At 58.6% G+C, this 14,267-nt stretch carries 16 protein-coding genes; 5 read left to right on the top strand and 11 right to left on the bottom strand.

Annotated elements, in window-relative coordinates; genetic code table 11:
- Positions 1 to 140 precede the first annotated feature (140 nt).
- The 4 genes from BM352_RS10205 to puuE all read right to left on the bottom strand — a co-directional run bounded on the left by BM352_RS10205 (position 141) and on the right by puuE (position 4,317).
- Positions 141 to 1,556: a uracil-xanthine permease family protein gene (locus tag BM352_RS10205; protein WP_090216326.1), complete on the bottom strand. Its 1,416-nt coding sequence runs from the start codon at positions 1,554 to 1,556 to the stop codon at positions 141 to 143.
- A gap of 63 nt (positions 1,557 to 1,619) precedes the next feature.
- On the bottom strand, positions 1,620 to 2,102 hold the full coding sequence (locus BM352_RS10210; protein WP_090216329.1) for an ureidoglycolate lyase: 483 nt from the start codon (positions 2,100 to 2,102) through the stop codon (positions 1,620 to 1,622).
- Positions 2,096 to 2,911, bottom strand: coding sequence for a bifunctional allantoicase/(S)-ureidoglycine aminohydrolase (locus tag BM352_RS10215; protein WP_090216332.1), 816 nt, complete (start codon positions 2,909 to 2,911; stop codon positions 2,096 to 2,098). Before BM352_RS10215 ends, BM352_RS10210 begins: the two co-directional genes overlap by 7 nt.
- Positions 2,908 to 4,317, bottom strand: a complete 1,410-nt coding sequence (gene puuE, locus BM352_RS10220) for an allantoinase PuuE (protein WP_090216334.1) — start codon at positions 4,315 to 4,317, stop codon at positions 2,908 to 2,910. The genes BM352_RS10215 and puuE overlap by 4 nt, the downstream gene beginning before the upstream one ends.
- A gap of 148 nt (positions 4,318 to 4,465) precedes the next feature.
- Here puuE and uraH point away from each other — a divergent pair, with 148 nt between their 5' ends.
- Together uraH and BM352_RS10230 are read left to right on the top strand one after the other, a co-directional pair.
- On the top strand, positions 4,466 to 4,819 hold the full coding sequence (gene uraH, locus BM352_RS10225) for a hydroxyisourate hydrolase (RefSeq protein WP_090216337.1): 354 nt from the start codon (positions 4,466 to 4,468) through the stop codon (positions 4,817 to 4,819).
- 38 nt (positions 4,820 to 4,857) lie between these two features.
- Positions 4,858 to 5,637, top strand: a complete 780-nt coding sequence (locus tag BM352_RS10230) for a DUF2189 domain-containing protein (RefSeq protein ID WP_090216339.1) — start codon at positions 4,858 to 4,860, stop codon at positions 5,635 to 5,637.
- Here BM352_RS10230 and BM352_RS10235 read toward each other — a convergent pair.
- Together BM352_RS10235 and BM352_RS10240 are read right to left on the bottom strand one after the other, a co-directional pair.
- Entirely contained in the window at positions 5,622 to 6,272 is a 651-nt protein-coding gene (locus tag BM352_RS10235) for a TetR family transcriptional regulator (protein WP_090216342.1), read from the bottom strand. The two genes, BM352_RS10230 and BM352_RS10235, sit on opposite strands and share 16 nt — an antisense overlap.
- A 52-nt stretch (positions 6,273 to 6,324) precedes the next feature.
- Positions 6,325 to 7,245 carry a LysR family transcriptional regulator gene (locus tag BM352_RS10240; RefSeq protein WP_090216345.1) on the bottom strand — a complete coding sequence of 307 codons (921 nt, stop codon included), beginning with the start codon at positions 7,243 to 7,245 and terminating at the stop codon, positions 6,325 to 6,327.
- 101 nt (positions 7,246 to 7,346) lie between these two features.
- On the opposite strand from BM352_RS10240, the gene BM352_RS10245 reads away from it, so the two are divergent.
- From BM352_RS10245 to BM352_RS10255, 3 genes are all read left to right on the top strand, one after another.
- Positions 7,347 to 8,591, top strand: a complete 1,245-nt coding sequence (locus BM352_RS10245; RefSeq protein ID WP_090216348.1) for a urate hydroxylase PuuD — start codon at positions 7,347 to 7,349, stop codon at positions 8,589 to 8,591.
- 167 nt (positions 8,592 to 8,758) lie between these two features.
- Positions 8,759 to 9,235 carry a (2Fe-2S)-binding protein gene (locus tag BM352_RS10250; protein WP_090216351.1) on the top strand — a complete coding sequence of 159 codons (477 nt, stop codon included), beginning with the start codon at positions 8,759 to 8,761 and terminating at the stop codon, positions 9,233 to 9,235.
- A gap of 56 nt (positions 9,236 to 9,291) precedes the next feature.
- Entirely contained in the window at positions 9,292 to 10,077 is a 786-nt protein-coding gene (locus BM352_RS10255) for an FAD binding domain-containing protein (protein WP_090216354.1), read from the top strand.
- Between the two features lie 5 nt (positions 10,078 to 10,082).
- Here the strand turns inward: BM352_RS10255 and BM352_RS10260 are convergent, their stop codons facing one another.
- The 5 genes from BM352_RS10260 to BM352_RS10280 all read right to left on the bottom strand — a co-directional run bounded on the left by BM352_RS10260 (position 10,083) and on the right by BM352_RS10280 (position 14,264).
- Positions 10,083 to 10,928: a metal ABC transporter permease gene (locus BM352_RS10260; RefSeq protein WP_090216360.1), complete on the bottom strand. Its 846-nt coding sequence runs from the start codon at positions 10,926 to 10,928 to the stop codon at positions 10,083 to 10,085.
- Positions 10,928 to 11,776 (bottom strand): metal ABC transporter permease, encoded by an 849-nt coding sequence (locus tag BM352_RS10265; RefSeq protein WP_090216364.1) that lies wholly within the window; start codon positions 11,774 to 11,776, stop codon positions 10,928 to 10,930. Before BM352_RS10265 ends, BM352_RS10260 begins: the two co-directional genes overlap by 1 nt.
- Entirely contained in the window at positions 11,773 to 12,654 is an 882-nt protein-coding gene (locus BM352_RS10270) for a manganese/iron ABC transporter ATP-binding protein (RefSeq protein WP_090216367.1), read from the bottom strand. Before BM352_RS10270 ends, BM352_RS10265 begins: the two co-directional genes overlap by 4 nt.
- Positions 12,651 to 13,532, bottom strand: coding sequence for a metal ABC transporter substrate-binding protein (locus BM352_RS10275; protein ID WP_139229866.1), 882 nt, complete (start codon positions 13,530 to 13,532; stop codon positions 12,651 to 12,653). Before BM352_RS10275 ends, BM352_RS10270 begins: the two co-directional genes overlap by 4 nt.
- Before the next feature lie 123 nt (positions 13,533 to 13,655).
- Positions 13,656 to 14,264, bottom strand: coding sequence for a class I SAM-dependent DNA methyltransferase (locus BM352_RS10280; RefSeq protein WP_090216374.1), 609 nt, complete (start codon positions 14,262 to 14,264; stop codon positions 13,656 to 13,658).
- Positions 14,265 to 14,267 lie beyond the last annotated feature (3 nt).

Raw genomic sequence — 14,267 nt, forward strand, 5'->3', positions numbered from 1 at the left:
CTCGTATTCAACGCGCCAGACATACCGCGAAGGGCAGGGCGCTCCAAGGATTCATCTCGTTAGCGAAGCCATTAGCGTGGGCCACAAAAAAGGCCCCGACGTTTCCGCAGGGGCCTTTGGTGGACTTACCGATCTGAAGATTAGCTTTTTGGAAGCGATCCCTGACCGTGGCCGGACATGCCGCCTGCCACTTCTTCCGTCGCCTCTGCGGCCAGCTCTTCTGGCAGCACAAGGTTCAGAACAATGGCAATCAGGGCTGCAGGCAGGATGCCTGACGTTGCCAGAACTTTCCAAGTGCCGGGCAAATATTGCAGCGCGTCCGGCTCCAGCTGAAGCCCCAGACCCAGCGACAGGGCGATTGCGAAAATCACCATGTTGCGGCGGTTCCAGTTCACGTCCGACAGCATCGAGATACCAGCGGCCACGACCATGCCAAACATAACGATCACGCCGCCGCCTAGCACTTCGATTGGAACGGTGGAGATGATCGCGCCGATTTTTGGCACCAGTCCGCAGAGGATCAGGAAGATCGCGCCGATGGTGACCACATGGCGGCTCATCACGCCGGTCATGGCGATCAGGCCCACGTTTTGGCTGAACGAGGTATTCGGCAACGCGCCGAAGAGGCCGGAAACTGCAGTGCCCAGGCCGTCAGCGAAGGTCGCGCCCTGAATCTCTTTATCGGTAGCCTCGCGGCCGGCGCCGCCTTTGGTGATGCCGGACACGTCGCCGACAGTCTCTACCGCAGAGACAAAGCCCATCAGACAGAAGCCGATGATCGCCGCAACACTGAATTCCATACCAAAGTGGAATGGATCAGGCAGCGCAAAGCTGGCCGCACGACCGACATTGCCGAAGTTGACCATGCCCATCATGAACGCAACGATGTAGCCGGCAATCAGGCCCAGCAACACGGCCGAGACGCTGATCATCCCACGGGTGAAGAACTTCAGCCCAAGGGTGACTATGATTACAACGCTTGCCACCAGCCAGTTCGCGCCGGAGCCATATTCAGGCGTGCCGATAGCGGGAACACCGCCCGCAGCATATTGGATTCCGACTTTTACCAGCGCCAGACCGATCATTGTCACCACAAGCCCAGTGACCAATGGGGGAAGGGCGAACCGGATTTTGCCGATAAACAGGCCAAGGAAGGCATGAAAAATGCCGCCAACCAGAACGCCGCCCATCAGCACCGCAACAGCGTCAACGCCTTTGCCTGCCACCAGGGGAATCATGATCGGGATAAAGGCGAAGGATGTGCCTTGCACGATTGGCAGTTTAGCCCCCACTGGGCCTATGCCGATCGTTTGGATCAGGGTCGCAACCCCTGCAAAGAACATCGACATCTGGATCATGTAGATCATTTGCGGGAAGTCCGGAGAGTTAGAGCCGAAGCCGAACCCCGCCGCACCGCAGATGATAATGGCGGGCGTTACGTTCGAGACGAACATGGCCAGCACGTGTTGAATTCCAAGAGGGATGGCTTTGGCCAATCCCGGCGTATAGTTTGGATCGCGCAGCTGCTCTGCGGTCCCTAGTGAAGTATCAGCCATTACGTTCTCCCCGTTCGACTGTTGATTTGACCACACGGCGCCGTGTGGCCTTTCTTTGGCGCGTTAGCCGCGCTCTATCATGACTGGAGTTTCCAGCCTGAATTCCTCTAGATTTGCGCCATCGCCGATACGGTCGACGACAGCGAATAGCCCAGGCGCGTGCAGTGGCGTCAGAACCCCATGCCACGTGCCTTTGTGAAAGTTGATTGCTTGTCCCGCAGCGGTCAAAAATGCCGCAATCTCGCCAGGCCGATTGCCCAAGTCTTGGGCGACAATGACCAAAAACGGCTCAAAACTCATCGGAATGAAGGCCTGAGACCCCAGCGGGTGACGCTCGAGCAGCGTCAATTCATACGGCAGCGCACGCGGTTGAGCCTGAAAGACGCTGATCCCCGCGCGACCATCTTCGAAATCCAGCGTCGCACGATCATGGAAGCGCCCACATAGGCCTTCGTTGATCATCTTGTCCGGGGTACCCGCGCAATCAAGCACATCGCCGTAGGGCGCAAAGGCATCCGCCGTCAGAGGTTGCGTGCGGATTACCATGGCAGCTTCGCGTGACGGTTGACGTCTTTGTAAAGCAGATAGCGGAACGGCGCGTCCCCCGTGGCGCGGCAGGCCTGCGGGCAGAACGCACGCAGCCACATGAAGTCCCCCGGACCGACAGACACCCAGTCGCGGTTCAGCAGATATTCAGCCGTGCCTTCAAGAACATAAAGCCCGTGTTCCATCACATGCGTTTCCTCGAAGGGGATCAGTCCCCCCGGTTGGAATGTAACGATGTTGACATGCATATCGTGCCGTAAATCGGTCGGCTCCACAAAGCGCGTGGTGGCCCAAGCGCCATGTGTGTCAGGCATCGCGATCGGGGCGTTTTCCGCATCTGATGTCACGAAAGCTTCTGGGGCAAGTAGGCCTTCGACCGCCTCGTAGCGTTTGCGCACCCAATGAAAGGTGGCTTTCGCGTCACTGCGGTTGTGCAGGGTCCAGCCTTGTCCGGCGGGCAGATAGGCATAGCCGCCTTCTTGCAGCACATGGGTGCCCGCGCTGTTGGACAGGTCCAATTGTCCTTCCACGACAAACAGCACCGCTTCCGCCTCGGGGTTGTTTTCCGGCCGGTCAGAGCCGCCGCCAGCCGCGACTTCCACTATGTATTGAGAGAATGTTTCGGCGAAGCCCGAAAGGGGGCGTGCGATGATCCAAGCGCGCGTGCCAGACCAATTCGGAATGAAGCTCGTCACGATATCGCGCATCACACCAGCGGGCAGGAAGGCATAGGCTTCGGTGAAAACCGCTGTGCCAGTCAGCTTGTCCGATTGCGCTGGTAACCCTGCGGGCGGAAGTGCGTAGCTCATGGCAGGATTTCCTTCAGGCGCAGCTGCGCGATCCGTTCGACCTGACGACAGGCCTCGTCGAATTCGACTTGGCTGTCATTGTGGATGCGGCGCTGAAAGGCTTCCAGAATGCTGAGCTTCGTATTGTCGCGTACGGCTATAATGAAGGGAAATCCGTGCTTTGCGACATATTCCTCATTTAAATCAGTAAACGCTTGGCGTTCCTCATCTGTCAGGGCATCCAAGCCTGCGCTGGCTTGCTCGGACGTGCTTTCGGCCGTCAGTCGCTTGGCTGCGGCCAGCTTGCCGGCAAGATCAGGGTGTGCATCCAGAACCTCTAGCCGTTCCGTCGAACTTGCCGCGCGGAACATCCGGGCCATTGCGTTCCAAAGCCCTTCGGCCGTGTCATGCGCGGGGCCCAGCTCAAGGTTCCAAGCCCGCTCCGCGACCCAAGGTGAATGCTCGAAGATGCTACCGTAAGTATCTATAAATGTTTGCTTATCCATCAGCGTCGGGCGCGTCTTCGGGGCCGCAGGGTGTTCTGCCAACCAATGCTGCGCAATCTGCTGGCGGGTGGCAAACCAAACGCCATCATGGCCGCGCACATAGTCAAGGAACCGCTTCAGCGCCTGCACCCGACCCGGACGCCCGATCAGTCGGCAATGCAACCCGATGGACAACATCTTGGGGGCCCCATCGCAGCCTTCCTCATAAAGCGCATCAAAGCTGTCGCGCAAATAGGCCTCGAACTGGTCGCCCGAGTTGAACCCTTGCGGCGTGGCAAAGCGCATGTCGTTGCAATCCAGCGTGTAAGGCACCACCAACTGGTCACGCCCGTCAAAGCGCACGTAATAAGGCAAATCGTCCGCGTAGCTGTCGGCGACATAGTCGAAGCCCCCGTGTTCTGCCACCAGCCTCACTGTGTTGGCCGAACAACGTCCCGTATACCACCCGCGCGGGGCTTCACCGACGACCTGCGTGTGGAGCTTGACAGCGGCTTCAAGATCAGCGCGCTCATCCTCGGGCGAAGCATCCTTGTACTCGACCCATTTCAACCCGTGAGACGCAATTTCCCAACCCGCGCCCTTCATCGCGGCCACCTGTTCAGGGGACCGGGCGAGGGCGGTCGCAACACCATAGACGGTGATTGGTAAATCCTTCAGAAGTCGGTGGAGCCTCCAGAATCCGGCGCGGGCTCCATATTCGTAAATTGATTCCATGTTCCAGTGACGCTGTCCGGGCCAATGGGCGGCACCGACGATCTCGGACAGGAAGGCTTCGGAGGCCGCGTCGCCATGCAGCACGCAATTCTCGCCACCTTCTTCATAATTAAGGACAATTTGAACGGCGATCTTCGCACCGTTTGGCCAATTGGCGTTCGGTGGCTGGGCTCCGTGGCCGTGCAGATCACGCGGATAACGATTCATGGCAGATCTCCCTCGTTTTATCGCTACATCATTTAAATGCGCACGTATTTCAAAAATTATTTGAAAGAGTTTTCCGGAGCGCGACCTAGCATTTATTTCGCTATTGCCCGACCTTGAGTTAACCTGACCGATATTGAGGAGATCGCAGATGCTCGGCTACCTAACGACCCATGTGCTCGATACCGCGCTCGGCAGTCCTGCGGCGGGACTGGAAATCATGCTTTATCGCGTTTCAGGCAACAGCCATCGCAAGATTGCAACGATGGTGACAAATGCAGACGGGCGCACCGATAGCCCGATCCTCCCTGAAAAGGATTTCAAAACGGGCACCTATGAATTGGTCTTCAAAGTAGGGGCCTATCTCGATGCGTGCGGCACGCCGCCGGAAGACCCGCGCTTTCTGGACGAGGTACCGATCCGGTTCGGGATGTCCGAGCAAAGCCACTATCACGTTCCGTTGTTGGTCAGCCCGTTTGGATATTCGACCTATCGCGGCAGCTAGAACTTGCTCTGGCAGGGCGGAGTGTGCTGTCATGAGCCATGACACAGCTTACTGAGCCCGCAGCTTCACCTCGACCCGAAATTGGAACCGTTACGTTTTGGGAATTGCTTCGCGCATTGCGCGAGGGATGGCGCGACTTTACCCGTGCGCCGGCCTATGGGCTGTTCTTTTCCGCCTTCTATGTTCTGTGCGGCGCAGGTTTGGTTTATTGGGGCGCGGGGACGTTTACGTGGACGCTTGTGCTGGCCTTGGGCTTTCCCATCGTGGCCCCGTTCGCCGCAGTCGGCCTCTATGAGGTGAGCCGCCGCCTTGAGGCGGAAGAGCCCCTGACATGGTCGTCTGTCCTGTCGGTCGTTTGGGCCGAACGCGGGAGGCAACTCCCTTGGATTGGCGCGCTACTGGTACTCATTTTCCTGTTCTGGAGCTTCTTTGCACATATGTCGCTTGCGCTGTTCTTGGGGAATATGCAGCTGATCAACATTACAACGTCGTGGGAGGTTTTCCAGTCACCTACGGGCATCGCGCTAATCGCCTTTCAGATCTTTGTAGGCGGGGTTGTCGCTTTGATGACCTATACGATCACGGTGGTCTCCATGCCGCTGCTGCTTGACCGTGAGATCGACTTCATGACGGCCATGGGCTTTTCTATTCGGACGGTGCTGCACAACAGGGCCGTCATGCTGCTTTGGGCCGCAATCATAGCAATCGTGGTATTGGTGGCGCTGGTGCCAATGTTCCTAGGGTTGTTTCTGGCGCTGCCTGTGTTGGGTCACGCAACGTGGCACATCTACCGCAGAGCACTTTACACACCAACTTGATCCGCCGCGCAAAGCTGTAAGAACGCAGGCATCACCCCTGCGACATGCTCTTTGATCTGGCCGCGTGTGGGTTGGGGCAGGGTGCCAATGACACGCCGGATTTGCAGATCGCCGATCAACAGGGTCAAATACCATTCCGCCGCCTGTTCGTCGCTTGGCGCAGAGATCACCCCTGTCTGGCGCAATGCGGCCATTAGTTGAACAATCCTGGGCAATATCCGATCGCGATTGCCACGCGATATGGCGGCCCCCAGCTTGCCGGTCGCGTCAGAAGCCGCCGCGCGGTTCAGCGCAATCTCGCGCTCGCCCAATAGCAGCCCCAACAACAATCGGCCAATCTGATCGAGCGTATCCTCAGTCCTCACCGAACTGGTAAGCGCCTTCTCCAGTGCCGTTTCGATATCGAGGACATTGGATTTCACGATCTCCAGAAACAGGCGCTGCTTGTCGCCATACCACCGATAGAGCGTTTCGTTCGACGCATTGGCGGCTTTGGCTATGGTGAGCATCGACGCGCCTTCGTACCCACGGCTTCTCATGACATCGAGCGCGGCACTCTCAATCTCGGATCTTCGCTGCTCTTTCAGTTCTGCGCGCATGGCGGCCTCAAATAACTCGGGAATTACCGAACACATCTATACGGAAAAGTAAATATGCCTCAGATGTCGGAGTCGGTCACGGGCGCTGCTATGCGTCGGACTGGGCCTTCTTGATCGCTGTGCCGATCCGGTCGGACATATGATCCATGAACAATCGCAGCTTTGGGTCCTGATGCTTCCGGTGGGCATAAAGAAAACCCAAAGTGACCGGCGAGGGCGGTGTATCTTGACATAGTTCTACCAGCGCGCCGGATGCCAGATGTTGGGCCACCTCATGCCGTGGCTTCAGAATTACTCCGTACCCATCCAACGCCCAGCCGGTCAGAACGTCGCCATCATCGCTTTCAAACGGGCCGGTAACAGCATATTTGCGCGGGCCGTCCGGCGTATTTAGAATCCATTGAAACTCAGGCGCACCCGGATAACGCAGGTTCAGGCAATGGTGGCCATCTGCAATCAGGTCATCGCCGTTTTTCGGGCGGCCCATAACGGCAAGATAATCCGGTGCGGCGCAGACAACCCGCTCCACCTCGGCAAATTGGCGCATCATCAGGTTGCTGTCGCGGGGTTGATCCTGAAACAGGGCCACATCCAGCCCTTCGCTGGTCAGATCGATCTTGCGGTCTGACAGTCGCAACCTGATTTCGACAAGCGGGTACAGTTTTTTGAACCGTGGCACTTCAGGCGCGAGGAACCGCTTCCCGACGCCCAAAGGCGCAGCCACGAAAAGAGTTCCCCGTGGGGAACGCGTCATGTCAGTCACGGCCGCTTCTGCGGCGTCTATCGCCTCAAGAATACGCAGCGCCCCGTCATAGAAGACCCGGCCTTGCTCCGTCGGATGAAGCGAGCGGGTGGTCCGCGAGAACAGGCGCACGCCCAACTGTGTTTCGAGCGTGTTAATCCGAGCCGAGGCGACAGCAGCGGAGATCCGTTGATCGCGCGCCGCAGCGGACATGGAGCCCAAATCATAGACCCTGAGGAAGGTTTTGATGGTCTCGACGTAGCTCACAGGGCGATTATCCAATAATATTTGAAACTGCCGATGATAATTCTCTATTTCCTGTAGGTAATCAACTGTGGTGTCATAGGCGAAACAGCGGGAGAAAGATCATGTATGACTTGGCAATCATGTGGGACTGGTTGGCCTTCGCCGTGCGCTGGCTGCATGTCATCACCGCTATCGCATGGATCGGAAGCTCGTTTTACTTCATTGCGCTCGACCTGGGCCTGAACCGCGATATCGACGGTCCGGCAGATGGCGAGGAATGGCAGGTCCACGGCGGCGGCTTCTACCACATTCAGAAGTATCTGGTGGCCCCCGAGCAGATGCCCGAGCATCTCACATGGTTCAAATGGGAAAGCTACATGACGTGGATCTCCGGCGCGGCGATGCTGGCAGTGGTCTATTGGGTCGGGGCAGAGCTATTCCTGATTGACCCGAACGTAATGGATCTGGCGCAGTGGCAGGCCATAGCAATCTCGGCGGCCTCGCTGACCATCGGGTGGATCATTTACGACTTCTTATGCAAATCCCGACTGGGCGATCGCCCGACCATGCTGATGGTTCTGCTCTTCGTGCTGTTGGTGGTGATGGCATGGGGCTACACGCAAGTCTTCACGGGCCGCGCGGCGCTGCTGCATCTGGGCGCGTTCACCGCAACGATCATGACGGCCAACGTGTTCTTCATCATCATGCCCAACCAGCGCATCGTGGTCAAAGACCTGCAAGAGGGCCGCGCGCCGGACCCGAAATACGGCAAAATCGCCAAGCTGCGCTCCACTCACAACAACTACCTTACGCTTCCGGTAATCTTCCTGATGCTGTCCAACCACTACCCGCTGGCTTTCGCCACCGAGTATAACTGGATTATCGCGGCGCTGGTCTTCCTGATGGGTGTGACCATTCGCCATTATTTCAACACGATGCACATGAAGAAGCCCGAGCCGCGCTGGACTATCGGGGCGACGGTGCTGCTGTTCATTGCGATCATGTGGCTGTCCGCCCTTGGCCAGCCTTCGCTTGAAGTTGATGAGGATCAGGCGATGGGTCCCGTGGCCACCCAATACGCTCAGGCGCAGGGGTTCGAGGACGTGCGCGACATCGTTCTTGGCCGCTGCTCCATGTGTCACGCACGCGAGCCCGTCTGGGACGGGATTCTGTGGGCTCCGAAAGGCGTGCATCTCGAGACAGATGCCGACATCGCGGCTCAGGCCGCCCAAATCTATTTGCAAGCTGGTGCAAGCCACGCCATGCCACCCGCCAACCTGACCTATATCGAGCCGACAGAGCGCGCGGCGATCCGGCAATGGTTCAAAAATGCACGCGTTCCCGTGGCTTTGGCTTCAACGAATTAGGGGTCGGAGGCCCCGGAATTTTTCTCTTGAGTCCGCGCGGACATTGATCCAGCCTGAGGTCAGGAAGCTGCCACCGCACCACTCATACCCATCGATATATGCCGCGCAGTTTCCTGAGGTCTGCCCCAGTTCTGGGGAACCGAATTCAGGAGCTAAAGAGGGAATTGATGGTTGATATTGCGCTGACAGTGAACGGCAAAGCCGTCTCGGGCGAGGTGGAGGGGCGCACGCTGTTGTCCACATTCCTGCGCGAGGATCTGCGATTGACCGGCACGCATATCGGTTGCGACACGTCGCAATGTGGGGCCTGTGTGGTTCACGTGGACGGCAAGGCGGTAAAGTCCTGCACCATGTTCGCCGCAGAAGCTGATGGCGCCGAGGTTTCCACGATCGAGGGGCAGGCAAATGCCGACGGCTCGCTCAACGTGATCCAGGCGGCGTTTCAGGAGCATCACGGATTGCAATGCGGCTTCTGCACGCCCGGCATGGTGATGTCTGCGGCAGCACTGCTGAAGGAGAACCCGAAGCCCTCCGAAGCCGAGGTGCGTGAGTATCTCGAAGGCAATATCTGCCGCTGCACGGGCTACCACAATATCGTCAAGGCAATCATGGCCGCGTCCGGGCAGGACGTTTCTTCGCACTAGCTAACGGTAGACTGCGGCGCGAGCGCGCGGCCCGAAACAAAAAGGGGAATTCTACAATGTATAAGTTCGAAATGACCCGCCCAACGACAATTGCAGAGGCCGTGGCAGCGTTGTCGTCGGAAGAGGCGCAGGCACTGGGTGGCGGGCAGACACTGATCCCGACATTGAAGCAGCGCCTTGCCAGTCCCGAGATGCTTGTCAGCCTGACCGGAATTGACGAGATGAAGGGGATTTGCGTGGATGATGACGGCAGGGTTTGCATTGGTGGGGGCACCACCCACGCGGTTGTTGCTGCCGATACGCGCTATCCGGCGCTATCTGCGCTTGCAGGCCAGATCGGCGATCCGGCTGTGCGCAATCGTGGCACCATCGGAGGATCGGTCGCCAACAACGACCCTGCTGCGTGCTATCCGGCGGCGGTTCTCGCCTCCAACGCGACTATTGTCACCAACGCCCGCGACATCGCGGCTGACGACTACTTCCAAGGTATGTTCACGACGGCGCTGGAAGACGGTGAACTCGTCACCGAAGTGAAATTCCCGGTGCCGGAAAAAGCCAACTACCAGAAGTTCGTCCAACCCGCCTCGCGCTTTGCTTTGGTGGGGGTGTTTGTCGCCAAATTCTGGGATGGGGTGCGGGTTGCTGTGACTGGCGCATCTGAAGAAGGCGTGTTCCGCTGGACGGACGCCGAAGCGGCACTGTCCGACAGTTTCAAAGCGTCAGCATTGGATGGGCTATCGCTGAGCGGGGAGGGGATGATCTCCGACCTGCACGGCACCGGCGACTACCGCGCACATCTGGTGAAGGTGCTGACGGGGCGGGCCGTGTCGGCTGCGGCCTGACCGATTTACTGCGTGACGCGCCGAGATTGGATCGTGGCGCGGAGGAACGCAGCAATGAAAGCCGCTGTCATCAGCAACACGATGGTCGGGGCAGGGGCGCTGTCGAGAAAGAAGCTGGCATAGACACCCGCAAAGGCGCACAGCCCTGCGATCGCCATGGACAGCCAGAGCATGACGCCGAACCGTTTCGTAAGCAAAAACGCGATGGCACCTGGGGCGACAAGGAAGGCGATGGCTAGGATAATCCCGACCGCCTGAAGTGCCGCCACGACGGTTAGCGAAATCGCAGCAAGCATTCCGAAGTGAAGCAGGCGCACAGGCAGGCCTTGCGCACGCGCTTGCTGCTCGTCAAAGGCCTGCAGCAACAAATCACGCCAGAAAAAGGCGATGAGCCCCGTGACCAGCGCCGCGATCAGGCCGGTGGTCCACATGTCTTCCGGCCCGACACCCAGCATGTTGCCGAATAGGATGTGGTCCAGATGAACCTCGCTTTCGATTTTCGTGTACATCACGATGCCCAGCCCGAACATGCCCGAGAAGACGACGCCCATGACGGTGTCGCGCTTCACGCGCGAGTTTTCGTCGATCCACCCCGTCAGCCCCGCGCAGGCCATGCCCGCCGCGAAGGCCCCAAGGCCAAGCGGCAAGCCCAGCACATAGGCCAGTACCACCCCTGGCAGCACCGCATGAGAGATAGCATCGCCCATCAGGGACCAGCCTTTGAGGACCAGAAAGCAGGACAGCAAACCAGCGGGAATTGCCAGCATGACCGAGATGATCAGCGCGTTCACCATAAACGGGAACTGGAAGGGCAGGCACCATTCTGCCTCGCACTGTGACAGCCACTCCATCACAAAGCCTCTCGAGCGCGAGCGCGGGACGCGAGGATGCCATGCTTGGGGGCAAAGACGAATGCCACAAGGAACAGCATCGTTTGGAGGCAGACGATGACCCCGCCCGTGGCGCCATCAAGGAAATAGCTGATATAGGCCCCAATGAACGAAGTCAGCGTCCCGATCGCCACAGAGATGATCAGAAGGCTTGGGAAGCGGTCGGTCAGCAGGTAGGCCGTCGCTCCGGGGGTCACAACCATAGCGATGACCAGAAACGCGCCAACAGTTTGCATCGCAGCTACGGTGCAAGCCGACAATAGCGTGAAGAAGACCACCTTCAGCAGTTCAGGTCGCAGCCCGATGGACCGCGCATGGCTTTCATCAAAGAAGGTCACCATCAGGTCTCGCCACTTTGCCAGCAAGACGACCAAGGAGACGCCGCCAATCAGCGCCAATTGCAGCGTGTCCGCAGGAGAGATGGCAAGGATGTTGCCCATAATGATCGTTTGAATGTTCACGGACGCAGGCGACAGCGAGATCATGAACAGCCCCAGCCCGAAGAAGGAGGTGAAAATCAGCCCGATAATGGCGTCTTCCTTCAATCCGGTTCGTTGGTTCAGGAACAGCATTGCCCCGCCCGCCAAGCCGCCGGCAAAGAAGGCTCCCAACGCGAAAGGAAGGCCCAGCATATAGGCCGCCGCCACGCCCGGCACGATGGAGTGGCTGAGTGCGTCCCCGATCAGCGACCAGCCTTTCAGCATCAGATAGGCGGACAGGAACGCGCAGACGGCCCCAACCAAGGCCGACACCCACATGGAGTTCAACATATAATTATAGGTAAAGGGTTCCCACATCGCTTCGATCATGGGGCGTCTGCCTCTTCCTCGTCGTCGTGATGGTCGTAGATCACGAAAGGCCGCTCGTCGTCCGAGATGACTGTCAGGCGGCGGGTGTCTTCCTCGTCGTCGTGGAGGTCCGCGCCTTGCATGACGAAGTGGCGCAGCACGCCGCCGAAGGCCAGCTCCAAGTTCTGGCGGGTAAAGATGTCCTCGGTCGGTCCATAAGCCAGAACGGTGCCCTTGATCAGGATCGTGCGGTCGCAGAACTCTGGGACGGAGCCAAGGTTGTGGGTCGAGACCAGCATCACGCGGCCCTCGTCACGCATCTCGCGCAGCAGGGCTATGATCGCGTCCTCGGTTTGCACGTCCACACCCGTAAACGGCTCGTCCAGCAGCACCACACGGCTGTCTTGTGCCAGTGCGCGGGCAAGGAAGACGCGTTTTTTCTGGCCGCCGGACAACTCGCCGATCTGGCGATGGCGGAATTCAAGCATGTTGACGCGCTCCAACGCCCGCTCAACCATCTTGTGGTCTTCGGGGCGGGGGATGCGGAAGAAGCCCATATGGCCATAGCGTCCCATCATCACTACGTCTTCCACCAGCACAGGGAAGGTCCAGTCGACCTCCTCGGCCTGTGGGACATAGGCGACCGTATTGGCACGCAACGCATCGCGCACGGTGCCGCCAAGGATTGAGATCTTGCCAGCCGAGGTTGGAACAAACCCCATGATTGCCTTGAACAAGGTCGACTTGCCGGAGCCGTTCACCCCCACCAAAGCAGCAATGGTCCCTTTGGGCAGGGAAAAGGACGCATCGCGCAGGGCGGTGTGGCCGTTGCGATAGGTGACGGTGATGCCCTCTGCGCACAGTCCAGCGGCATCGTCTGGCAAGCTGCCAAAACTCATTTTTCTAAACCTTCTACGATGGTTTGAACGGTGACGCGCAACAGGTCCAGATAGGTGGGCACAGGGCCGTCCGCTGCGCTGAGACTGTCGACATATAACACGCCGCCATAGACCGCGTCCGTTTCGCGGGCGATTTGCTCTGCAGGGGCGGCGGAGACGGTGCTTTCCGAGAACACGGCGTTGATGTTGTTGTCTCGCACCGCGTCGATCAGGTCACGGACCTGCTTTGGCGTGCCTTGGGCGTCGGCATTGATCGGCCAGAGATATAGCTCTTTCAGGCCCAGATCGCGCGCAAGGTAGGAAAACGCGCCTTCTGACGTGACCAGCCAGCGCTTGTTTTCCGGCAAGGCTGCGATGCGATCCTTTAGGGGGCCAAGGGCAGCCAGGATTTCGGTTTTGTAAGCGGCAGCGTTGGCGATGTAGGTTTCGGCATTGTCTGGATCATAGGTCGAAAAGGCTTTGGCAATATTGTCGACATAGATCAGCGCAGAGTCGACGGACATCCACGCATGAGGATTTGGCTTGCCGGAATAGGGGCCTTGGGAGATGCCCATAGGTTCAACGCCTTCTGAGATAACAACCGATGGCACGTCGCGGAGATTGCGGAAGAATTGTTCAAACCAGAGCTCCAAGTTCAGTCCGTTCCACAAAACCAGATCGGCTTCTTGAGCACGCAGGATATCACGCGGCGTCGGCTCGTATTGGTGAATTTCGGAGCCTGGCTTGGTGATGCTTTCGACCACGGCGGCATCGCCAGCAACGCGCGAGGCCATGTCCGCGATTACGGTGAATGTTGTGACGGCCTTGAACTTGTCGGCAGCGGATGCTGGAAAAACGCTCAGGCACAACGCAAGGAGGGCGGGGAGGGCAAGGCGCATTTGCGGAAAATCCATTCTGGAACGGGGAAGGGTCATTGATCTCTATATGCGAGTCGTTTGCAAAAAGTCAAGTTTTTGCGAATTGCTCGCAATAAGGTGAAGGCCGATGTCTTGGCGAAATGCTCAGTGCTTCCGCGCCAACCAAACCGTAGCCCCGCCACAGGCTGGGTCGCGCTCGACGTGGCGGATCAATTCGAAGGCGTTCGCCTGCAACAGGTTTCGGTATTCCGTCTTGTCCAAACTTCCGTGGTACAGGGGGGCACCCTCAAACGTCCCGATGGCGTCTCCAAGCTCCGTGCCGCTGGTAAACATTAAAGCTGCACCTGCGTGACTGAGGTCGGCAAAGGCCTTGAACATCAGTCGCTGGTCCTCTGGAGGCAGGTGGAAGAAGCTGTGCCAAGCAAGCACGCCGTGGAATTTGCCCAATGGGGGCAGGGCACGCATGTCGGCAGTGATCCACCGTTGAGCAGGAAAGCGAGCGCGGGCCGTGTCGACCATAGCAGCTGCACCATCGACGCCGGTCACATTGCACCCCTGCTTGATGAGATACGCGCCGAGCGGTTTCCCCGAGCCACAGCCAAGATCAAGGACATCATGACCAGCAGTGGGCAGGGCCGTGAGAAACCTCTCCATCCAGCCTCGCTCCATCAGCGACTGGCTACGCAGCGTTTCCCAAACCGCTGCGTGTGCTTGGTAAAGGTCGATCACGGTGTCGGAGGGGGGCTTGGGCATGGT

It is taken from the genome of Litoreibacter janthinus (genome assembly GCF_900111945.1).
GTDB classification, from domain to species: domain Bacteria; phylum Pseudomonadota; class Alphaproteobacteria; order Rhodobacterales; family Rhodobacteraceae; genus Litoreibacter; species Litoreibacter janthinus.